Genomic DNA, 20,404 nt, shown 5'->3' with positions numbered 1-20,404 from the left:
TTTGATTTTATGAAGAAAATAGAAGACATTGTTTTTAACAACCAAGAAAACCCAACCCAACCAGAAATAAAAAGAGAGGATATGGGCAGAGAAACAATAGAAGACATGGTAGAAGAAGAAATTTCTCATGATACGAGAAGGGTTTTTGTAAATGCAGACAGATCAGACGAAATATACAAAACAAAAAGACCAAAATATAAACCTCTAAAAGAAGAAACCAGAAAAAGAAGGACTAGAAACTATAGTTTGCTTATTTTGTTCTTTGGAGTAATAGGAGCTGTTTTATTCCTGAGCCCAAGCAAAGCATCTATAACCATAACGCCAAAAACAGAAGAGGTTACTTTGACTGATTTTAGGATAAACAGTAACTCAGAAGACAATTCTGGATATCTAAACTATATAGTTGTCGATGATTCAGTGTCACAAGAAGTTAGTTATGAAAGCAAAGAAGAAAGAAACGCAAAGGCAAGTGGAACTATAATTGTTTACAATGATTATTCAACATCTCCACAAAAACTGATAGCAACAACAAGATTTGAAACACCAGAAGGAAAGATCTACATGATAGAAGACCCTATAACTGTTCCCGGTAAAAAAACAGTAAGCGGAGAAACCGTTCCAGGATCAATCGAAGTTGAAGTTTTTGCCGAAATGGAAGGAATGGACTACAACATAGGACTAACGGATTTTACACTACCAGGACTTATAAGTAGTGATAAATATGATCATTTTTATGCTAGAAGCAAAACTCCTATGACTGGAGGATACAGTGGAGAAGTGTATTTCATGACAGATGCAGAAGAGGACGCAATTTATCAAGAACTAGTATCTTCACTCAAAAGCAAACTTGAAGGGAGAGTGTCTAGTGAAATACCAGAAGACTATATAGTAATCGATGAAAAACAAACTATTACTTATAGCAAAAAAGAGGACATTTCTTTCGAATCAGATTCTGCTAAAAAATCTATATCAATCGAGGGAAGCATAAGTGTCCCAATAGTAGACAAGAAAATTTTGGCCAAAAATATAACAGCGTCAGAAGACGTAATAAGTTATGAGATATTGGCCGAAAAATCTGGAGCCTGGCAAGTAGCAGAGAACGAAGGATACTTCACAATAAGCGGTCTTGCCAATATAGTTTATGTTCAGGACACACTCCTAATAAGAAAAGATGTTCTAGGCAAATCTCGAAAAGAGGCTGAAAATACAATACTTTCTCTAGATCAGAACTCTGGAGTAGATGTCAAAATAACCCCATTTTGGAAGAGGAAAATACCTCAAAAGAGCGAAAAGGTGGATATAGAGATAAAAATCCCTTAAAACACTTGACCTTTTTTACTGTTTTTGCTAGAATCTCGCTACATACATTGATGGATAAAAAGGATTCAAATCAAACCGTTTCTGGTTTCGTTACTGAAGCATTGCCAAATGCGATGTTTCGGGTTAGGCTAAGTGACACCGAACAAGAAATAATAGCGTATCTATCCGGAAAAATGAGGCTACACAGGATCAAGGTCCTTGTCGGCGACAGGGTAGAATTGCTATTGGATGAGTATGGTGGAAAAGCAAGAATAACTAGAAGAGGTTAAACACAAAATTATGAAAGTAAAATCAGCAGTAAAAAAAATATGTAACAAATGTAAAATAGTCCGACGCAAAGGAAGACTAAGAGTTTTGTGTGATAACCCTAGACATAAGCAGAAACAATAAAACATATGAGAATATTAGGTATAACAATTCCAGATAACAAGAAATTATCGTACGGCCTTACTACGCTTTATGGCGTTGGTATGAAAACTGCCGAAAAAGTTCTTTCAGAAGCAAAAGTAGATCCAAACAAAAAACCTACTGAACTTTCTGAAAAAGAAGAAAACGAAATAAGAAGAATAGTAGAAGAGCTAAACATAGAAGGTAATCTAAAAAGACAAATTTCTGCAAACATCAAGAGACTAAAAGATATCAAGTCATACAGAGGTACAAGACACCAAAAAGCGCTTCCTGGAAGAGGACAAAGAACAAAGACTAACTCAAGAACAAGAAGAGGAAACGTTAGAAAGACTATGAGTAGTGGTAGAAGAAAAGTTGAGAAGACTTAATACTAAGATAGATATATTATGGGAAAAAAGAGAATTGTAAAAAAACAAGGAGGAAGTAGCGCAAAGGCAGGAGCAAAAAATACTGCACCTTCTAAAAAGAAGCTGACTTCAGGAACTCTACACATAGAGGCTACTTTCAATAACACAAAAGCTGTTCTTACAGACAAGAACGGTAACTCTTTCTTTTGGTCTTCTTCAGGATCACTTGGATTTAAGGGCGCTAGAAAAGGTACTCCTTATGCAGCATCAAAGGTTGGAGAAACTCTAGCAGAAAAAGCAGAAATGGCAGGACTAAAAGACGTAGATGTAGTTATAAGAGGTGTTGGTTCAGGTAGAGAACCTCTAGCAAGAGCTTTTCTTGCAAAAGGTTTTGACCTAACAGGTATCAAGGACGAGACTCCTGTACCACACAATGGAGTAAGAGCTAAGAAGGCTAGAAGAGTATAAACATTATGAAACCAGTACAAAAATACAAAATCTGTAAAAGACTTGGAAACGCTGTGTATGACAAATGTCAAACACAGAAATTTGCACTTTCTGAATCAAGAAGAAGTGTAGGTACAAGAAAAAAACCAGCTAAACTTTCTATTTACGGACAACAACTAAAAGAAAAGCAAAAGATTAGATTTACTTACGGTATAACAGAGAAGCAATTTGGTAATTATGTTAAGAAAGCTACTGCTTCAAAAACTCCTCACGAAAAGCTTTCTCTTGAACTAGAATCTAGACTAGACAACGTTGTATACAGAATGGGTCTAGCAAACAGCAGAAGATTTGCAAGACAAATGGTTTCTCACGGTCACATTTCTGTAAACGGAAGAAAAGTAACAATACCTTCATTTAGTGTTAAAAGCGGAGACGTAATATCTATCAAAGAGGGAAGTAAGGCAAAGCCGATATTCAACACACTAGATAAAAAATTGAAAGATTACATGTCACCTTCTTGGCTAAACTTCGATGCAGCCAAAGGAGAGGGCAAAGTGGTATCGAGCCCAACTACAGTAGACGATGTCTTTGACTGGAATGCTGTGTTTGAGTTTTATAGCAGATAAAATTTTTATTAATAATTTTATTAACCATTTTTATAAACAAAAAACTATATGCTAGAGTCCATCATCCTACCAACAAAACCAAAAATAATAAAAGAAGACCAAACAAGTGGTGTTTTCGAAATTGAAAACCTGTATCCAGGATACGGCCACACACTTGGTAACTCACTAAGAAGAATAATCCTTTCTTCTCTAACTGGTTCTTCTATAACATCTATCAAAATCGATGGTGTTGACCACGAATTTTCTACAATGGACGGCGTAAAAGAAGACGTTGTTACTCTTATACTTGCTCTTAGAAAGGTTAGATTCAAGCTTCTTACAGATGAACCACAAGTAGTTACTCTAAAAGCAACAGGTGCAAAAACTGTTACTGCAAAAGACATAGAAACTACAGGTCAAGTAGAAGTACTAAACCCAGAAATAGAGATCTGTGAAATAACAGAAAAAGGTAAAGTTTTGAATATAGAAATAAAAGTACAAAAAGGAATCGGTTTTGTTTCAAAAGATCAACTACAAAAAGAAAAAGTAGAAATAGGAACTATAGCAGTAGACGCTATATTTACTCCTATAAGAAGAGCTAGCTACGAAGTTGAAGACATGCGTGTCGGAGACAAAACAAACTACAACAGACTAAGAATCAAGATAGAAACTGATGGATCTATAAGTCCAAAAGAAGTTCTAGAAAAATCTATCGAGATCATGATAAGACAACTACAAGCTGTAATCGGATTTGATAGTGCTGTACAAAGCATTCTAGAAGCAAAAGAAGACAAAAATGTAGAAGAAGAAACTCCTGAATCAGAAGAAGACATGACAGATGTTATGAAGACTAGAGTCGAGAGCCTAGACCTCCCTCAAAGGGTTATAAACGCTCTTACAAACTCTGGAATCAGAACAATAGGAGGTCTTATAAGAAAAAAAGAAGCAGATCTACTAGAAGTTGAAGGCCTAGGAGACAAGGGTGTACAAGACATCAAAGATGTGCTAAAAAGTTACGGTGCTTCTCTAGAATAGAGGTACATTTAATCAGAAATTGTTATGAAACACGGAGATAAAAATAGAAAATTTGGAAGAAAAGCAGGACCGAGAAAATCACTTCTTCGCTCTCTTGTTCGTTCTGTAATACTAAAAGACAAGATCAGAACTACAGAAGCAAAAGCAAAAGAATTGAGAAAGCATGTTGAGCCTCTAGTAACAATTTCCAAAAAAGATACAGTAGCCAACAGAAGACTAGTAGCAGAAAGAGTTGGAAACGACAAAGAAGTTATAAAGAAGCTATTTACAGAAATCGCACCAAAGAACCAAGAAAGAGCTGGTGGATATACAAGAATAACAAAACTTCCTCCAAGAAAAAGTGATGGAAGCAAAATGGCTGTAATAGAATTTGTAGATTAGATATATGGAACACACAATAGATGCAAAAAACAAGAAACTAGGAAGAATAGCTACAGAAGCTGCTACTTTTCTAATGGGAAAAAATACTCCTGACTTCGTAAAGAACGAAATCGCAGATAGAACTGTAAGAATCATAAACTCAAAAGAGGTTTTGATCGATGAAGCAAAGCTAGAAAACAAACTATACAAAAGATACTCTGGTTATCCAGGAGGTTTGAAAGAAACAAAGATGGCAAAAGTTATCGAAAGCAAAGGTTACGAAGAGATCTTCAAAACTGCAGTTTACGGTATGCTTCCAAAAAATAAACTTAGAAGCAAGATAATCAAGAATCTAATCGTTGAATAATATTATGGAAAAGACTAAGAAATACGTAGAAAAAATAGGGAGAAGAAAAACATCTACTGCAAGAGTTAGAATCTCTTTTGGATCAGCTTCAGCATTTTCAATAAACGGAAAAACTCTAGCAGAATACTTCCCAACAGCATCACTGCAACAAATAGTAGAAAGTCCTATCAAGGAATCTGGACTAGATAAGCTAGGAGTTAGTGTAAAAGTTATAGGAGGAGGTATACACTCACAAGCAGAAGCTGTAAGACATGGTATATCTAGAGCTCTAAGCGAAAACAACGAAACTCTAAGAAGCCCTCTAAAGAAACTAGGATTTCTAAAAAGAGACGCTCGTGCAAAAGAAAGAAGAAAATTCGGTCTCAAGAAAGCGAGAAAGAGCGCACAGTGGTCAAAAAGATAAAAAGAAAAACTCCCCAATCGGGGAGTTTTTTGATATATTACTAGTTTTATGTTATAAAAATCATAGCTATATTTGTACCATAAAAAGAAAAAACTATGTTCGAAGCACAAACTACTTTGAAAGTCTGTAAATATTACGATTCTATCGATATGGTGGAAAAGTTTTACAGAGGAGTCTTCAATCTGAAAATCAATATTCCGGTTGAAGACATACCAGAAGTAAAAGGTTTTTGTAGCTTTTGCTACAATACCAGAAAATTCAGTCCTAAAGAAATTTTGGCTTTCTATGAAAAAAAGTGGGGAGTCAAGAGCTCTTTGCCCTGGAGGTTTGATCAAATCGACGAAGAAAAAGAACAAAAAAGACCAAAAGGTCCGTACGGACTACTTTCTGTAGGTAACTGGTTTCCAGATGACATACACATTGGGAGGAATTACGAATCACCTTCAGAAGATATCTTGTTTGCAAATCTTACGGAGTATCTTCTCATGACCGGAATTCGGAAGTTCCAAACAGGTGAGTTCATGGACAATGACTATATGCTCACTAAGACAAGTAGTCTTTTTACCAATGGCTACAATGTCTGCGCCAGACATTCTCCATTAAAAGGCATTGAGGTTAAAGAAAAGCCTCCCTTCAGCCCTGGAGCCGGAAGTGGTATGCGAGAGATAAAAGTAATCTAATTTCCAAAACTCCCCAATCGGGGAGTTTTTTATTCCATCATAAATTCTTTTAGAACTTTTTCTTCGGACGTTGGATCTAGATATTGGGTTACGATTATTATCATTTCATCTTCGAAACCCATATCTTTTTTTATATTCATAAACAGGTGTTCTAGTGGTAGGGGAGAAATCCAGACAGAATTCTTGAGCGCTACAAATCCAGCTTTCTTCAAGAGGTATCGGAGTGAGTTTCTTTCACTCTTCCTACTTTCTGGAATATCTATCATAACTATCCTCCAGAACCCATCCCAAGAAGTAGAGACTAGGCTATTTTCTGAAGAAAGTTTTATGTTTCTAAGCTTGTTTCTTCCAGAAGGAGTGATTTTATAAAAAGACGAATATTCTGTGTCATATCTTTCTACTAAACCACTTTCTTTGAGGCTTTTTAGGCTCCTAGAAAGCGCGTAAGCCTCTTCTTGAGACTCTTTAAGCATATCTAGTATATCGTCTCGCTTGGCGGCGTTTTTACCGCTTAGAAGAGATAGTATTTTCTCTTGTATCTTCTGTCCTTTGGCCATTGACACAATATTATCATATAAATATAATATTAAACAAGTTTTTTGCGAGCGTAAAAAACTTGTCAAAAGTAGTGTGTTTGTGTAAAATAAACACCGTAAATTATAAATTAAGCTTTTATTTGGTATGACAAAGAAAAACGAAGATCAAGACATAGAAATAGAGCTTGAAGAAGAAGGTTCTACCGATTCTCTCAAACTCAAAAAAATAAAAGAGGAACTAAAGACAGCCAAAAAAGAGCGCCAAGAATATCTAGATGGTTGGCAAAGATCTCGAGCAGAATATGCCAATTTGAAACGAGAGTCCGAAGACGGAAAAGGAAGAACGACAGAAATAATAAAATCTAGAATTTTAGAAGACTTCCTTCCGGCACTAGATAGTTTCGAAATGGCATTCAAGAACAAACTGGCTTGGGAAAAAGTAGATCAAAACTGGAGAGTTGGAGTCGAATATATCTATAACCAGATAAAAAGTATTATGGAAGGTTATGGGTTGGAAGAAATCGACGATACAGGAAAAGAGTTCGATCCAAACATCCATGTTGCAATAGAAACCGAAGAAACAAAAGAAGAAAAAGACGATCACAAAATATCAAAAACAATACAGAAAGGTTACAAGAGAGGAAATGAGATATTGAGACCAGCAAAAGTTTCTGTATATGAATACAAGAAATAATTTATAAGTTTAATTAATCAAAGAAAATATGAGCAAGATAATAGGAATAGACTTAGGAACTACAAACTCAGCTGTTGCAATCATAGAAGGTGGACAGCCAAAAATAATAGAAAACACAGAAGGCGGTAGAACAACACCGTCAGTTGTAGCTATAAACAAAAAAGGTGACAGAATAGTTGGACTACTCGCAAAAAGACAGTCGGTTACAAACCCTCAAAACACAATATACGGTATCAAGAGACTTATGGGTCACAGATTTGATGATACTGTAGTTGAAAAAGAAAAGAACATAGTGCCTTACAAGATAGAAAAGGCAGAAAACGGTGGGGTAAAAGTGACAATGAACGGGGAACTCTACACCCCAGAAGAAGTTTCTGCGATGATCTTGGCAAAAATCAAAGTCGACGTAGAAGAAAAGTTGGGAGAAAAAATAACAGAAGCGGTTATCACAGTACCAGCATACTTTGACGATGCACAAAGAAAAGCAACAAAAGACGCGGGAAAAATCGCAGGCCTTGATGTAAAAAGAATCATCAACGAACCTACAGCTGCAGCGCTTGCTTATGGATTCAACAAGAAAAAAGACGAAAAAGTTGTTGTGTTTGACTTTGGAGGTGGAACATTTGACGTTTCTGTTCTAGAAGTTTCAGAAGACACTATCGAAGTGAAATCTACAGACGGAGACTCTCACATGGGAGGGCGTGACATAGACCAAGAAATCATAAACTGGATTGCAGAACAATTCCAAAAAGAAAATGGTGTAGATCTAAGAAAAGATCCGCTAGCACTACAAAGACTAGATGAAGCTGCTGAGAAAGCAAAACATGAACTATCTTCTACACTACAAGCAGAAATAAATATTCCATTTATTACTTCTGATCAAGACGGGCCAAAACACCTTGTTATGACACTTTCTAGAGCAACTCTAGAAACTCTAGCAAGAAAATATGTTGAGAAATCTATCGATATAACCAAAAAAGCTCTAGAAGCATCTCCGTTTTCTATAAGTGATATAAACGAAGTAATTCTAGTTGGAGGACAAACAAGAATGCCACTTATCCAAGAAAAGGTAAAAGAACTTTTTGGAAAAGAGCCAAATAGATCTATCAATCCAGATGAAGTTGTGGCACTTGGTGCAGCAGTTCAGGGTGGAGTATTGCAAGGAGATGTCAAAGATGTTCTACTTCTAGACGTTATCCCTCTATCACTTGGTATAGAAACACTTGGTGGAGTTGCAACAAAAATAATAGAAAGAAACACAACAATACCAGCACAAAAGTCTCAAGTCTTTTCTACCGCAGCCGACAATCAGACTTCGACTGAAATACATATAGTTCAAGGTGAAAGACCTATGGCAAACGACAACAAATCACTAGGAAGATTTGTTCTAGAAGGTATACCGCCAGCACCGAGAGGCGTACCACAAATCGAAGTATCTTTCGATATAGATGCAAACGGTATATTGAATGTAAAAGCAAAAGACAAGACTTCTGGTAAAGAACAATCTATAAGAATAGAAGCTTCTTCAGGACTAACAGATGCAGAAATAGAAAAGATGAAGAAAGATGCAGAACTACACAAAGAAGAAGATGACAAGAAAAGAGAAGCTGCAGAAGTAAGAAACACAGCAGACATGACAGTGTTTGCAGCTGAGAAAGCTATAAAAGATGCAGGGAATGACATTCCAGAAGATGTAAAGAAATCTATCGAAGAAAAAGTAGAAAACCTAAAGAAAGTCAAAGAACTTCCAGACGGATCACACGATGATATCAAAAAAGCAACAGATGAACTGACAGTAGAAATGCAGAAGATTCATGAAGTCATGACTAAGAAGGCTAAAACCAGCGAAGCTGGTTCGCCTGAAGGCTCAAGTGAAAACAATCAAGAAAATGATGAAAATATAAAGGACGCGGAGGTAAAAGAATAATTTCCTAACCCAAAATGTCCAAAGACTATTACAAAATTCTTGAGATAGAATGATATAATTTGAAGGGTTGAGAAAATAAAAACAGCCGCACGATGGGGCGGCTGGTCTGACGTCTTTTTACGAGTAAGAGGTAAGAGTATGTTTAAAAAGCTTTCTGATTAATCCTTCTTTTTTATTGAGCCTTTTAGAAAGAAGATTCCAAGCATCATACTTGTTATATTCGGTAATAACCACTACTTCAGCGGGAATACCAAATTCTTCAAACGTTTCCTTCTCTGAATCTTTTGGTTCAAAAGTATATTTAGCCATTTTTTTTGATTTAAATTCATGTAATATGATATCATATTTGTTATAAAAGTCAATAATATAAATATGTCCAAAAACTATTATTCACTTTCGCCAAAGCTTTGGCAGGACAAGCAAAATTAAAATATGAGTAAAGATTATTATAAAATACTAGGAGTTGAAAAAAACGCTTCAAAAGATGAAATCAAAAAAGCGTTTAGGAAACTCGCTCATCAATACCACCCTGACAAGCAGGGTGGTAGCGAAGAGAAGTTCAAGGAGGCAAACGAAGCCTACCAGGTTCTTTCTGATGACCAGAAAAGGGCACAGTATGACCAGTTTGGCTCTGCTGGACCAGGGTTTGGTGGAGGACAAGGTTTTGGAGGATTTGATTTCTCTGGTTTCCAGGGGGGACAAGGTGGATCATTTGAATTTGACCTAGGAGACATATTTTCTGACTTTTTTGGCGGAGGAGCTAGTAGAGAAAGTACAAGGATAAGAAAAGGTAAAGATGTTGTTTTAGAAACAAGTGTTTCTTTCAAAGATTCTATTTTTGGAACAGAAAAAGAAATATCTTACAAAAGAGAAAAAAACTGCGAAGTCTGTGACGGTTCAGGTGATGACAAATCTTCCAAGAAAGAATCTTGCAAAACGTGTAGAGGAAAAGGCACAGTAGTAGAAGAAGTTAGAACAATACTTGGACATATAAAAACAAACAAAAAATGTGCCTCTTGCGATGGAAAAGGAGAAACATACGAAAAACGATGTTCTTCTTGTTCTGGAAAAGGAATAGAAAAAGTTACAGAAAACCTCAAAGTCAAAATACCAAAAGGAATACAGAGCGGCGAAACTCTAAGAGTTAGAGGTGGCGGCTATGGAATAAAGGGTGGAATAAATGGTGACCTTTATATAAAAATAAGAGTTGAAAAATCTGACAATATAAAAAGAGATGGCCAAAACCTTTATACAAACATCTCTATAGTACCAACAATGGCAATACTTGGCGGTGAAGCTAGTGTAGAAACACTAGATGGAAAAGTTACTATCAAAATACCAAAGGGGACAAGTCATGGCGATATACTTAGAATAAAGAACAAAGGAGTTGGAGAAGAGGGAAGCGACAGAAGAGGAGATTTCTTTGTTGTAGTAAAAATAAACATCCCAGAAAAACTCTCAAAACATCAAGAGAAACTACTCGAGGAGTTACAAAAAACCGGTATCTAAACTATTTCTTTTTGACGATAGTCCCGTTTTCGGTGTCTTTGATTGTATAGCCGAGAGACTCTATCTTATCTCTTATCTCGTCGCCTTTACTGTAGTCTTTGGCTTCTCTAGCTTCTATTCTTTGTCTAACAAGCTCATTTATTTCTTCTGGTATTTCTTCGCCTGTTCTATCAGAAAATCCTAGCCCCAAAACACGATCAAAAAACAGAATTAGTGTTTTCTTTGTTACGTCTTCAATTTCCTGAGACCTGATAACTTCCCAGAAAAGAGCGATGAAAGAAGGAGTGTCTAGATTGTCGTTTATAAGAGAAAGAGCTTCTTTTTTGTATTTTTCTACAATCTTTTCATCAACCTCTCCATCTTCTCTCAAAGAATCAAATACCTCATAAGATCTAGATAGAGCCTTATCCGCAGACCGTAGTGCTTCCCAAGAAAATGAAACTTCTTTCTGATAAGTAGCACTCATAAGCCACAACCTATAAGAAAGTGGGTTGATACCAGACTTTTTTATATCTTCTAGAGTTATGATGTTGCCCAAAGACTTAGCGATCCTTTCGTCTTTTATAGTCACAAAAGCCCCGTGAACCCATATATGAGCAAGTTCTTTGTGGTTGGCTGTTTCTGACTGAGCAATCTCGTTGTTATGGTGAACCGGTATGTGGTCTATTCCTCCTGTGTGTATATCGATAGTTTCTCCCAAAAACTTCCTGATCATCCCAGAACATTCTATGTGCCAGCCGGGAAAACCTTTGCCCCAAGGAGATTCATAACCAATATCGTTTTTAGAAAACTTCCATAGTGCAAAGTCTGCGCTGTTTTTCTTGTTGGCACCACTTATTCTTTCTTCGGATTGTTCACTAGGTGTTAGCCCGCCAAGCTTTCCATAAGATTCTATAGAAGCTGTATCGAAATAAACGCCATCTTCGTTGGTATAGGCGTTAGAAGAGTCATATATCTTTTTTATTATATCGATATACTCATCTATGCTGTCACTTGCAAAAGGCATATATTCTGGAGTTTCTATGTTGAGATCTTTGAGATCTTTTTTGAACGCCTCGGCGTAGAATTCAGCAACCTCTCTCATAGCTTCTAGAGTAAAAGGTTTACCTTCTCTCTCTAGAGCTTTTGTCATCTTGTCTTCACCTTCATCACCATCACTTTGGAGGTGTCCTATATCAGTTATATTGATTACTTGTTTTACAGAAAAGCCATTTATTTCATAAGTTCTTCTTATGATGTCAGATAGTATGTATGCCCTAAGATTACCTATGTGAGGGAAGTTATATACCGTAGGACCACAGTTATACATGGTTATGGTATCACCGGACTTCTTTGACAAAGTCTCTTTTTTCTTGGATAATGTGTTGTATAAATATATATTTTCCATAAAAATTGGCTTTTTCTAATGCCTTTATAGTATAAGCTAATTATAGCCTAAAAAACATTGCAAAAATAAAGTTTTATGCTAGAATCTAGGAACCATGACTGAGAAGAAAGGTAAAAATAAAGACATAGAATTTGCTATTATCGAAGCAGGCGGCAAACAATACAAAGTCTCACCAGGAGAAATAATCGTGATAGAAAAGCTTGGAGACGACCTAGAAGAAGGTAAAAGTGTAGTGTTTGACAAGGTGCTTTTGGTAGATGATGGCAAAGGAGCAACAACTATCGGAGACCCTTATATCAAAGGTGCGAAAGTTAGTGCAAAGTTTCTAGAAAACGGTAGAGGAAAGAAAGTTACAGTTGTAAAATACAAAGCAAAGAGTAACTACCACAAGAAAAACGGACACAGACAACCAAACTCAAAAATAGAAATAGTTTCAATCAAATAAACACAAAGCCGGATAAATCCGGCTTTTGTTTTTTATGATCTTCCTTTTAGTGCGTATTCGAGTGTATCTCCGTCAGAATACTCTATTTCACTACCGCTCGACAAGCCTCTTCCAAGCTTCGATATTTTTATAGCATTCCCGAACTTTTGGCTTATAAAGTCCTCTACATATTCTCTTGTATTTTCTCCATCACGATTGAGGGAGAAGGCAAGTATGACTTCTTTCAAGTCTCCAGAATCTATTCCTTCTTTTATTCTTTTTTCTAGATCTCCTAGCTTTATATAAGTTGGAATTTTGTGAGAAATAGGTATAGTGCCACCAAGTATAAAATAAAGTCCGTCATATTTTCGAGTTATATTTATATTTTCGAAATCAGAATCTTTTTCCAAAACCAAAAGAAGGCTGGTTTCTCTAGTACTATCGCTACATATATCACAAACTTCGGCACCACTTTTCATATGAACTCTACGACACATCTTACACTCAGAAACCATATCACTGACAGAAGAAAGCTTATCTATAAACCTTTCTCTTGTTGCTTTGCCGAGTTTCGAAAAATAATAAGAAAAACGCCTAGCTTGTCTGTCACCAATACCAGGAAAATTTTTGAAAAACTCTGTTAGCTCGTCCAGTTCACTCATATACTTATCTTTTTAGAAATCATCTAAACTTTGTCCTGCAATAGAACTATAAGACATAGCTTCGTCTGTAGTTTTGTCGATAGACAAGTAAGTTGTTTTCTTTTGGTCGAAGAATAGATTTACTACACCTGTTGGACCATTTCTGTGCTTTTCGATTAGAACTTGGACGATATTTGTTTTTTCTGACTCATCTTTGTACTTGTCTTCTCTGTGTAGGAACATAACGACATCAGCATCCTGCTCGATAGAACCAGAGTCACGAAGATCAGAAAGTCTAGGTTTACCGCCACGAGACTCAACTGCACGAGAAAGCTGTGATAGGGCAAGAACGGGAACGTTGAGTTCTCTTGCGAGTTGTTTTAGTGATCTAGATATTTCTGTAACTTGGTTAACCATAGAATCGTGGTCTTTGGTTGATGCCATAAGCTGTAGGTAGTCAACGATTATAAGATCTAGTCCGTGTTCTGACTTCCATCTTCTAGCTGTACTTCTCATCGAAACTATATTGTTCGCTGCCATGTCGTCTATATATATCTTTGCCTTGGCCAATCTATCTAGCGCTTCTCCTATAATCTGGAAATCTTTGTCAGAAGATATGTTACCGGTTCGAAGATTCCAAGCAGAAACTTGTGATTCCGCGGCAAGCATTCTCTGTGTTAGCTGTGAGGCGCTCATCTCGAGAGAAAATACTCCAACAGCAGAACCAAAGTGTATAGAAGTTTGTCGTGCAATATCTAGGGCAAGGGTAGTCTTACCGACAGATGGTCTTGCGGCTAGGATAACAAGGTCAGAACGTTGTAGACCTGCGAGCATGTTGTCGAGTTCTTTGAAGCCAGTTGGAATACCACGAAGCTCGTCTTTGTGTTCATGTAAGTGCTCGAGTTCTTCCCATGTTTCTCGCAAGGCTTCTTTTAGTGTTACGTATTTGCTTTTGTTTACACCTTGAGTTATTTCAAATATTTTTGACTCGGCTTTGTTTAGGATATTTTCTATATCATCGGCAGCGTTTTCTGATGCGATTGTAGATATATCTTGTGCTGCTTCTATGAGTCTTCTTTGGATATGCTTTTTTTCTACGATAGAAGCGTAGTGATGAACATTGGCAGAACTTGGAACCTCTCTAGTTAGTTCTGTTAGATACCTAGATCCACCAATCTTCTCATCTATATTTTTTTCTTTTGCTTTGGACGAGAGTGTGATTATGTCGATAGCTTCTCCCTGGTTGTATAGTTCAAGCATAAGCTTGTATATATTGCGATGCTTCTCATGATAAAACATGAAATGCGTTACTTTCGTAACTAGTTCATTCATCGCACCAGGTCTTATCAGAATAGAACCTATAACAGCCCTCTCTGCATCGAGATCTTGAGGTGGGATAGCATAATAGTTTTCTCTATCTTTTGCCATTAATTCGATTGTAGCACAAAAGAGATTGAGGACCGCAAGATAATCTGGAACAAAACTGTGACTATTCTGTTGAAAATCAAAAAGTACCGAAGAGGCCCAAATTATGCTATATTTTTCTTATGAAAAAGAGACTTTTATCTGGGGTAAAACCAACAGGAAGACCTCATATCGGAAACTATTTTGGGGCAATGAGACAATTTGTCGAATATCAAGAAAAATACGAAAGTCTTTTTATGATTGCTGACTATCACGCTCTAAACTTCATACAAGACAAAGAAGAGATGAATTCCAACATAATAGATCTGGCGATGGATTATCTTGCAATAGGACTTGATCCAGAAAAGTCTGTCATATTCCAACAATCAAGCGTTTCAGAGCACACAGAGGCTGCGTGGATATTTGATACCATGACAACTATGCCTTATCTCATGAGAGCACACGCTTTCAAAGACGCTGAAGCAAAAAACAAAGAGATATCTGTAGGAACATTTAACTACCCGATGCTTATGGCTTCTGATATTTTGCTTTACGACTCAGAAATAGTTCCAGTTGGACAAGACCAAAAACAACACATAGAAATTACAAGAGACACTGGAGAAAAATTCAATAGAATATTTGGAGAAACATTTAAACTACCAGAACCTATGATTGTAGAAAGTGTCCAAACTGTTCCAGGGACAGATGGTCAGAAAATGAGCAAAAGCTACAAAAACACTATTCCGCTTTTTGCCGAAACAGAAGAAATCAAGAAAGCTGTTATGGGGATAGTTACAGACTCGGGAGAAGGGGTTCCAGAAAATGTTTACGCTATACACAAACTGTTTAGAGACGAAGATTATCTCAAAAATCTATACGAAGAAAAGAAAGGGAAGTATAAAGACCTAAAAGAAGCACTTTTTGAAGATATAGAAAACTTCGTTGCACCGATGAGAGAAAGAAGGAAATATTTTGAGAATAACAAAGAAGAAGTTCTAGAAATACTAAAAAAAGGTGGCGAAAAAGCAAAACAAATAGCTTCTCAAAAAATGGAAGAGGTTAGAAAGAGAGTAGGAGTAAAACTAGACTAAAACACAAAACACTAAAACCCACAGAAGGTAACACCAAACTACGATCGTAGTTTGGTGTTACCTTTTTTATGCCACCTTACTAATTCTTCTTTTTTGTTAAGATATTTACAATAATTTAATTGTGTGTTAAAAATAACATGATTTTATTTTTGTTCACTTATAAATTAACATCCGATGTCAAAATCGCATCTTAATCCAGATCCAAGCAGGACCCTTGGAACAATGGCAAAACTCATTCGTCTCACCGAAAAGGAAGGCATTGATTGGTCCCACTGGCAACATCCGACCAACAACCCGGTAGCACGGCGAAATCTCGCCGAGTACCTGCGCCGGGGCTGTCCCAAGTTGGGAGACAACGGCGAGGTGATACAAACCTGCTTCCCCGAAGGTCACGAACTGGCACTTCTCATTCTCGGCGACGATTACATCAGCGCCCAGGAAGTGGCAACCGCCTACGGCGTGAGCTACACCGACGAGCAGTTGGAACACTTCGCTGACACCCTGCCTGGTATGGAGGCCATCCTCTGGCTTCGTGCCAACGGATATATGCTCATCGCGGAACCGCCGACGGAGATGAACCTCCTCGAAGTTCGGGAGCTCGAAAACAAGCTGTTCTCCTTCAAGACCAAAGGGTGGTACGCCGAGGACAAGCAGAAGTTCTCTCGTGAGGATAAGGTGTCCGCTGGCGAGTGGCTCGCAATCAGGAAGGAAGCAGTCCCGAACTCTTTCAGCAAGACGTGGAGCGAGCAGCAAGACCTCTTGAGCGAGGATGAATACGTTCCGAATGCCGTCGAAGTCAGCTATGCTGTCACTGCCTACTACAAGGTGCGTGGCATCTACCTGCTTCGCTCCAACAAGTACGTCAGGACCAGTTCCGTTTCTACATACAGCGACCGCGTCGACGTCGGTCGCTTCGACAGGGACGGTCTCAACATCAGATACTACTGGGAGGGCAGCCATCTTGGTAACCTCGGCATCTCGTCTGCTCGTAAATTGTAAGAAACGATCAAAAGCCTTGAGTTTAGAATTTTAAACTCAAGGCTTTTTTATTACAAAAATCTGGGCTACCTTTTAGCTATAAAAATGTTATAATGGCAGTCTATATGAAAGAGAGAACATACATAAAAGACTTACAAAATAAGGTCGGAGAAGAGGTCAGTATTTCTGGCTGGGTAGACGTAAGACGCGATCAAGGAAAGATGATTTTCTTGGAAATAAGAGACTTCTCAGGTATCGTCCAGGGTGTGATACTGCCAGGATCAGACGCGATGGAAGCTGGCCAATCACTTAGAGACGAGTGGGTAGTTAGAATCGGTGCAAAAGTAAACGAAAGACCGGAGAGAAACAAACAACCAGAGAAAGAAAACGGAACAATAGAACTAGAAATACTAAACATCGAAGTTCTAAACAAAGCTCACACTCCAAACTTTGATATACATACAGATGGACTAGAAATAGGTGAAGAAGTGAGACTAAAATACAAATATCTAGACCTAAGAAGAAAAAGGCTGCAAAAAAACATAAGAAACAGAAGCAAGATCACAACTCTTGTACGGAATTTCTTGTCTCAACAAAACTTTGTCGAGATAGAAACACCGATTCTAACAAAGTCTACTCCAGAAGGTGCAAGAGACTATGTTGTACCGTCTAGACTTTATCCTGGAAACTTTTACGCTTTACCTCAATCACCACAGCAATACAAACAACTTCTCATGGCTGGAGGAATGGAAAGATATTTCCAATTTGCAAAATGTATGAGAGACGAAGATACAAGAGGTGACAGACAACCAGAGTTTACTCAACTCGATATGGAAATGAGTTTTGTCGAAATGGAAGACGTTATGAATCTAAACGAAGAACTTCTCATAAAAATCGTCAAAGAAATATATCCAGAAAAAAGAATACAACAAATACCTTTCCCTAGAATGTCTTACAAAGACGCTATGGAAAAATATGGTAGCGATAGACCAGACATAAGAGAAGACAAAAACGATCCAAACCTTTTGGCATTTTTGTGGGTTGTAGATTTCCCATTTTTCGAATCAACAGCCAAGTCTGACAACGCAAACATGAAAGGATCTTGGACATTTACACACAACCCATTTTCTAGACCGATACCGGAAGACATGGATAAACTAATGAACGAAAAAGATATAGGAGAAATAATAACTTCACAATACGACATAATCCTAAACGGGTACGAAATAGGCGGAGGAAGTATAAGAAACCACGAAAAAGAAGCCCTAGAAAAAGTATTTGATATCATGGGTTACAACAAGGAAGAAGTAGAAAGTGATTTCTCTCACATGCTAGATGCACTAGATGGAGGATGTCCTCCACATGGAGGAATTGCGTGGGGATTCGATAGACTTGTAATGATCCTAGAAAACGAACCAAACATAAGAGAAGTTATAGCATTCCCAAAAAACGGAGAAGGAAAAGATCTCATGATGCAGTCTCCTTCAAAAGTTTCTGACAAACAACTAGACGAACTTGGAATATCGCTAAAGAAAGACAAGAAATAAATCGTGGAGGACAATAACAAGAACCAATTTGTAGTAAAAACTCAAGTTTTCGAGGGACCACTCGAGCTACTTTTGGAGCTTATACAGAAAAGAAAATTGTTCATAAACGAAATCTCTATCAAAGAAGTTGCCGAAGACTATATAAAGTTTTTGGAACAAAACAAAGACAAAATAGGCGAAGTCACGAGCTTTATACGTGTTGCAGCAACCCTGATACTAATCAAGGCAAAAAGCTTACTTCCAAACCTTTCTATTTCAACAGAAGAAGAAAGTGACATAAAAGACCTAGAAAAAAGACTTTTGTTTTTCAAAACCATAACTGATGCACTACCAATACTTTTGAATCACACAAAAGAAGTTAGCCTACATCCACTCAAAGAAAGAAAGGCTGAAGTTAGCTTCTTTTCTCCTGGAGACAATCTAGGACGAGAGGTGCTAGAAGAATCTGTGCGAGAAGTTCTGTCCAAGATGCCAGAAAAAGAAATTCTTTCTAGAGTAGAAGTTTCTGTTGCTATAAAAATAGAAGACGTTATAGAAAGCATCTCTGACAGAATACAAGAATCATTCAAAACATCTTTCAAAGAGTTTTGTTCAAACGAAACAAATGGCATGAACGAAAAAGAAGCAAAAGTATTCACTATTGTTTCTTTTCTAGCTCTTCTAGAGATGGTAAGATCAGGATTGTTAGATGTAAACCAGGATGACAAATATTCTGACATGACTATAGAAAAGTTGGAAGAACAAAAAGAAGAAGTATATGAATAATCAAGAAAACCAAAACAAACTAGAAGCTCTACTCTTTTTCAAAGGGACATCAGTTTCTAAAAAAGAGGCTGGTAAAATACTAGGACTAGATGCTAGCTCACTACAAGAAGCTATAAATTCACTAAAAGAATCTTATCAGGGCAAGGGCAGCCTACTGCTTGTAGAAAACGACGAATATATAGAGATAAGACTTGAAAAAGAAATTTTCGATATGTTTACCGAAAAAGAAAGGGAAGAACTCAAAAAAGACCTGACAAAAAGCGCACTGGAAACTCTATCTATAATCATCTACAAAAATGGGGCAACTAGAAGCGAGATAGATTATATAAGAGGAGTAAATTCTACTTTTATTCTGAGATCTCTTATGATAAGAGGGTTGGTAGAAAAAAGAACCGCAGAAGAAGATTCTAGAAAAGTTATATATTATCCATCTATTGATCTACTTTCTTATATAGGAATAAGCGACGCCAAAGGCATGGATAACTGGCAAGAAATCAACGATATACTACTAGAAAAATCTAGCGAAGAAAAAGAAGATTTAGAAGAAGAGGTAGAAGAAAATGGAGAATAATAACCCAAAAAACATCAAGATATTTTTGGTGTGTATATTGATCATATTTGTGTTGGGTGTTTCGACCGTGGTTGCAAATGTCACAAAAAGTAATCTTACCGGTACACCACTAACAATCATAAACAAAGAAGACCCTGTAGAGGTAAAATATTGCAAAGAAGAAGCTGAACTAAATCTTCTGGCAGAAAGTTTTGTTATATACAACAAAAGTGACGACTGTATCGTTTATTCAAAAAATGAGGAAGAAAAAAGACCAGTTGCTTCTCTACAGAAACTTATGACCGCGATAGTCGCAGACGAAATAATTCCAGACGGAGCTCCTATTCAGATAACATACGAAGACCTAGCCATGCCGGATGATCACGGACTTGTCGCTGGAGACTTGTGGAAGAAGGAAGACTTGATATCGCTACTTCTTGTGACTTCTTCTAACGATATAGCTCACGCACTCCGTAGGACATCGGAAGAATATCATTTGGGAGAAGATGAGTCTTTTGTAGCTATCATGAATCAGAGAGCAGCAGAGATAGGCATGGAGCATACGGTATTTTTCAACGAAACTGGACTAGATGAGAGTTCGGTTTTTCCAGGAGCATATTCTACAGCTCTAGATATGGTAAAACTCGCAAAATATTCTCTCATTAAAATAAGCGACTATATATACAAAACAAGCCAGCCGACAATATCAGTTGGGCCAATAGGGAAGCCTAACCTTGTTTTCAAAAATACAAACTACATAACAGAAAAATATCCGTCGCTACTTTTCTCAAAAACCGGACTTACAAACCTTGCTGGTGGCAACTTGATAATAGCCTTTGAGACAGGTCCACTAGAAGAATACATAGCAGTCATACTAGGATCGACAAAAGAGGGTAGGTTTATAGACTCTTTGGACATCATAAATTTCTTACTTTATAAGGTATAAGGCCCGCTGGAGAAAATCTAGGTTTTTTGCTAT

At 37.2% G+C, this 20,404-nt stretch carries 26 protein-coding genes; 21 read left to right on the top strand and 5 right to left on the bottom strand.

Going from position 1 to position 20,404, the window contains the following annotated elements; all coding sequences use genetic code 11:
• Positions 1-9 precede the first annotated feature (9 nt).
• From H6791_00840 to H6791_00790, 11 genes are all read left to right on the top strand, one after another.
• Positions 10-1,320: a hypothetical protein gene (locus H6791_00840; protein USN94960.1), complete on the top strand. Its 1,311-nt coding sequence runs from the start codon at positions 10-12 to the stop codon at positions 1,318-1,320.
• A 50-nt stretch (positions 1,321-1,370) separates the two neighbouring features.
• Positions 1,371-1,589 carry a translation initiation factor IF-1 gene (gene infA, locus H6791_00835; protein ID USN95133.1) on the top strand — a complete coding sequence of 73 codons (219 nt, stop codon included), beginning with the start codon at positions 1,371-1,373 and terminating at the stop codon, positions 1,587-1,589.
• Positions 1,590-1,599: 10 nt separating this feature from the next.
• Complete coding sequence (gene rpmJ / locus H6791_00830) at positions 1,600-1,710, top strand: 50S ribosomal protein L36 (GenBank protein USN94959.1); 111 nt, start codon at positions 1,600-1,602, stop codon at positions 1,708-1,710.
• 5 nt (positions 1,711-1,715) lie between these two features.
• A complete protein-coding gene (gene rpsM, locus H6791_00825; GenBank protein ID USN94958.1) occupies positions 1,716-2,096 on the top strand; it encodes a 30S ribosomal protein S13 in 381 nt (126 codons plus the stop codon).
• A gap of 18 nt (positions 2,097-2,114) precedes the next feature.
• Positions 2,115-2,543 (top strand): 30S ribosomal protein S11, encoded by a 429-nt coding sequence (gene rpsK / locus H6791_00820; GenBank protein USN94957.1) that lies wholly within the window; start codon positions 2,115-2,117, stop codon positions 2,541-2,543.
• Between the two features lie 5 nt (positions 2,544-2,548).
• Positions 2,549-3,148: a 30S ribosomal protein S4 gene (gene rpsD / locus H6791_00815; protein USN94956.1), complete on the top strand. Its 600-nt coding sequence runs from the start codon at positions 2,549-2,551 to the stop codon at positions 3,146-3,148.
• A gap of 48 nt (positions 3,149-3,196) precedes the next feature.
• The gene (locus H6791_00810; GenBank protein ID USN94955.1) at positions 3,197-4,162 is read left to right on the top strand and encodes a DNA-directed RNA polymerase subunit alpha; all 966 of its coding nucleotides are present in this window, start codon (positions 3,197-3,199) and stop codon (positions 4,160-4,162) included.
• Between the two features lie 24 nt (positions 4,163-4,186).
• A complete protein-coding gene (rplQ, locus tag H6791_00805; protein ID USN94954.1) occupies positions 4,187-4,543 on the top strand; it encodes a 50S ribosomal protein L17 in 357 nt (118 codons plus the stop codon).
• Between the two features lie 4 nt (positions 4,544-4,547).
• Entirely contained in the window at positions 4,548-4,889 is a 342-nt protein-coding gene (gene rplM, locus H6791_00800) for a 50S ribosomal protein L13 (GenBank protein USN94953.1), read from the top strand.
• 4 nt (positions 4,890-4,893) lie between these two features.
• Entirely contained in the window at positions 4,894-5,292 is a 399-nt protein-coding gene (gene rpsI / locus H6791_00795; GenBank protein ID USN94952.1) for a 30S ribosomal protein S9, read from the top strand.
• A 95-nt stretch (positions 5,293-5,387) separates the two neighbouring features.
• A complete protein-coding gene (locus tag H6791_00790) occupies positions 5,388-5,972 on the top strand; it encodes a hypothetical protein (protein USN94951.1) in 585 nt (194 codons plus the stop codon).
• 29 nt (positions 5,973-6,001) lie between these two features.
• On the opposite strand, the gene H6791_00785 is transcribed toward H6791_00790, so the two are convergent.
• Positions 6,002-6,529, bottom strand: coding sequence for a hypothetical protein (locus tag H6791_00785; GenBank protein USN94950.1), 528 nt, complete (start codon positions 6,527-6,529; stop codon positions 6,002-6,004).
• Positions 6,530-6,653: 124 nt separating this feature from the next.
• Here H6791_00785 and H6791_00780 point away from each other — a divergent pair, with 124 nt between their 5' ends.
• Both H6791_00780 and dnaK read left to right on the top strand, forming a co-directional pair.
• Entirely contained in the window at positions 6,654-7,202 is a 549-nt protein-coding gene (locus H6791_00780) for a nucleotide exchange factor GrpE (protein USN94949.1), read from the top strand.
• Positions 7,203-7,230: 28 nt separating this feature from the next.
• Entirely contained in the window at positions 7,231-9,129 is a 1,899-nt protein-coding gene (gene dnaK / locus H6791_00775) for a molecular chaperone DnaK (protein USN94948.1), read from the top strand.
• 117 nt (positions 9,130-9,246) lie between these two features.
• Here the strand turns inward: dnaK and H6791_00770 are convergent, their stop codons facing one another.
• Positions 9,247-9,438: a hypothetical protein gene (locus H6791_00770; GenBank protein USN94947.1), complete on the bottom strand. Its 192-nt coding sequence runs from the start codon at positions 9,436-9,438 to the stop codon at positions 9,247-9,249.
• A gap of 123 nt (positions 9,439-9,561) precedes the next feature.
• Between H6791_00770 and dnaJ the strand changes: the two genes are divergently transcribed.
• Positions 9,562-10,638, top strand: a complete 1,077-nt coding sequence (gene dnaJ, locus H6791_00765; protein USN94946.1) for a molecular chaperone DnaJ — start codon at positions 9,562-9,564, stop codon at positions 10,636-10,638.
• Between the two features lies 1 nt (position 10,639).
• Here dnaJ and H6791_00760 read toward each other — a convergent pair whose 3' ends face one another.
• Positions 10,640-12,025: a cysteine--tRNA ligase gene (locus H6791_00760; GenBank protein ID USN94945.1), complete on the bottom strand. Its 1,386-nt coding sequence runs from the start codon at positions 12,023-12,025 to the stop codon at positions 10,640-10,642.
• 94 nt (positions 12,026-12,119) lie between these two features.
• On the opposite strand from H6791_00760, the gene rplU reads away from it, so the two are divergent.
• Positions 12,120-12,470, top strand: a complete 351-nt coding sequence (gene rplU / locus H6791_00755) for a 50S ribosomal protein L21 (GenBank protein USN94944.1) — start codon at positions 12,120-12,122, stop codon at positions 12,468-12,470.
• A gap of 32 nt (positions 12,471-12,502) precedes the next feature.
• On the opposite strand, the gene recR is transcribed toward rplU, so the two are convergent.
• The gene (gene recR / locus H6791_00750; GenBank protein ID USN94943.1) at positions 12,503-13,111 is read right to left on the bottom strand and encodes a recombination protein RecR; all 609 of its coding nucleotides are present in this window, start codon (positions 13,109-13,111) and stop codon (positions 12,503-12,505) included.
• A 12-nt stretch (positions 13,112-13,123) separates the two neighbouring features.
• Positions 13,124-14,518, bottom strand: coding sequence for a replicative DNA helicase (gene dnaB / locus H6791_00745; protein ID USN94942.1), 1,395 nt, complete (start codon positions 14,516-14,518; stop codon positions 13,124-13,126).
• A gap of 119 nt (positions 14,519-14,637) precedes the next feature.
• Here dnaB and trpS point away from each other — a divergent pair, with 119 nt between their 5' ends.
• From trpS to H6791_00715, 6 genes are all read left to right on the top strand, one after another.
• A complete protein-coding gene (trpS, locus tag H6791_00740; protein ID USN94941.1) occupies positions 14,638-15,585 on the top strand; it encodes a tryptophan--tRNA ligase in 948 nt (315 codons plus the stop codon).
• Between the two features lie 222 nt (positions 15,586-15,807).
• Positions 15,808-16,584, top strand: a complete 777-nt coding sequence (locus H6791_00735; protein USN94940.1) for a hypothetical protein — start codon at positions 15,808-15,810, stop codon at positions 16,582-16,584.
• A gap of 92 nt (positions 16,585-16,676) precedes the next feature.
• Positions 16,677-18,110 carry an aspartate--tRNA ligase gene (gene aspS, locus H6791_00730; protein USN94939.1) on the top strand — a complete coding sequence of 478 codons (1,434 nt, stop codon included), beginning with the start codon at positions 16,677-16,679 and terminating at the stop codon, positions 18,108-18,110.
• 3 nt (positions 18,111-18,113) lie between these two features.
• Positions 18,114-18,875, top strand: a complete 762-nt coding sequence (locus tag H6791_00725; GenBank protein USN94938.1) for a segregation/condensation protein A — start codon at positions 18,114-18,116, stop codon at positions 18,873-18,875.
• Positions 18,868-19,446: an SMC-Scp complex subunit ScpB gene (locus tag H6791_00720; GenBank protein USN94937.1), complete on the top strand. Its 579-nt coding sequence runs from the start codon at positions 18,868-18,870 to the stop codon at positions 19,444-19,446. The genes H6791_00725 and H6791_00720 overlap by 8 nt, the downstream gene beginning before the upstream one ends.
• Positions 19,436-20,371, top strand: coding sequence for a D-alanyl-D-alanine carboxypeptidase (locus tag H6791_00715; GenBank protein USN94936.1), 936 nt, complete (start codon positions 19,436-19,438; stop codon positions 20,369-20,371). Before H6791_00720 ends, H6791_00715 begins: the two co-directional genes overlap by 11 nt.
• Positions 20,372-20,404 lie beyond the last annotated feature (33 nt).

Source organism: Candidatus Nomurabacteria bacterium (assembly GCA_023898605.1).
Lineage (GTDB): Bacteria > Patescibacteriota > Minisyncoccia > Phycocordibacterales > UBA9973 > HK-STAS-PATE-34.
Note: the sequence above shows the minus strand (reverse complement) of the source record. Positions and strands in the feature narration are given on the sequence as shown.

Coding starts and splice junctions, on each gene's coding strand:
- H6791_00840 (USN94960.1), top strand. CDS start 10: ATGAAGAAAATAGAAGACATTGTTTTTAACAACCAAGAAAACCCAACC.
- infA (USN95133.1), top strand. CDS start 1,371: ATGGATAAAAAGGATTCAAATCAAACCGTTTCTGGTTTCGTTACTGAA.
- rpmJ (USN94959.1), top strand. CDS start 1,600: ATGAAAGTAAAATCAGCAGTAAAAAAAATATGTAACAAATGTAAAATA.
- rpsM (USN94958.1), top strand. CDS start 1,716: ATGAGAATATTAGGTATAACAATTCCAGATAACAAGAAATTATCGTAC.
- rpsK (USN94957.1), top strand. CDS start 2,115: ATGGGAAAAAAGAGAATTGTAAAAAAACAAGGAGGAAGTAGCGCAAAG.
- rpsD (USN94956.1), top strand. CDS start 2,549: ATGAAACCAGTACAAAAATACAAAATCTGTAAAAGACTTGGAAACGCT.
- H6791_00810 (USN94955.1), top strand. CDS start 3,197: ATGCTAGAGTCCATCATCCTACCAACAAAACCAAAAATAATAAAAGAA.
- rplQ (USN94954.1), top strand. CDS start 4,187: ATGAAACACGGAGATAAAAATAGAAAATTTGGAAGAAAAGCAGGACCG.
- rplM (USN94953.1), top strand. CDS start 4,548: ATGGAACACACAATAGATGCAAAAAACAAGAAACTAGGAAGAATAGCT.
- rpsI (USN94952.1), top strand. CDS start 4,894: ATGGAAAAGACTAAGAAATACGTAGAAAAAATAGGGAGAAGAAAAACA.
- H6791_00790 (USN94951.1), top strand. CDS start 5,388: ATGTTCGAAGCACAAACTACTTTGAAAGTCTGTAAATATTACGATTCT.
- H6791_00785 (USN94950.1), bottom strand. CDS start 6,529: ATGGCCAAAGGACAGAAGATACAAGAGAAAATACTATCTCTTCTAAGC.
- H6791_00780 (USN94949.1), top strand. CDS start 6,654: ATGACAAAGAAAAACGAAGATCAAGACATAGAAATAGAGCTTGAAGAA.
- dnaK (USN94948.1), top strand. CDS start 7,231: ATGAGCAAGATAATAGGAATAGACTTAGGAACTACAAACTCAGCTGTT.
- H6791_00770 (USN94947.1), bottom strand. CDS start 9,438: ATGGCTAAATATACTTTTGAACCAAAAGATTCAGAGAAGGAAACGTTT.
- dnaJ (USN94946.1), top strand. CDS start 9,562: ATGAGTAAAGATTATTATAAAATACTAGGAGTTGAAAAAAACGCTTCA.
- H6791_00760 (USN94945.1), bottom strand. CDS start 12,025: ATGGAAAATATATATTTATACAACACATTATCCAAGAAAAAAGAGACT.
- rplU (USN94944.1), top strand. CDS start 12,120: ATGACTGAGAAGAAAGGTAAAAATAAAGACATAGAATTTGCTATTATC.
- recR (USN94943.1), bottom strand. CDS start 13,111: ATGAGTGAACTGGACGAGCTAACAGAGTTTTTCAAAAATTTTCCTGGT.
- dnaB (USN94942.1), bottom strand. CDS start 14,518: ATGGCAAAAGATAGAGAAAACTATTATGCTATCCCACCTCAAGATCTC.
- trpS (USN94941.1), top strand. CDS start 14,638: ATGAAAAAGAGACTTTTATCTGGGGTAAAACCAACAGGAAGACCTCAT.
- H6791_00735 (USN94940.1), top strand. CDS start 15,808: ATGGCAAAACTCATTCGTCTCACCGAAAAGGAAGGCATTGATTGGTCC.
- aspS (USN94939.1), top strand. CDS start 16,677: ATGGCAGTCTATATGAAAGAGAGAACATACATAAAAGACTTACAAAAT.
- H6791_00720 (USN94937.1), top strand. CDS start 18,868: ATGAATAATCAAGAAAACCAAAACAAACTAGAAGCTCTACTCTTTTTC.
- H6791_00715 (USN94936.1), top strand. CDS start 19,436: ATGGAGAATAATAACCCAAAAAACATCAAGATATTTTTGGTGTGTATA.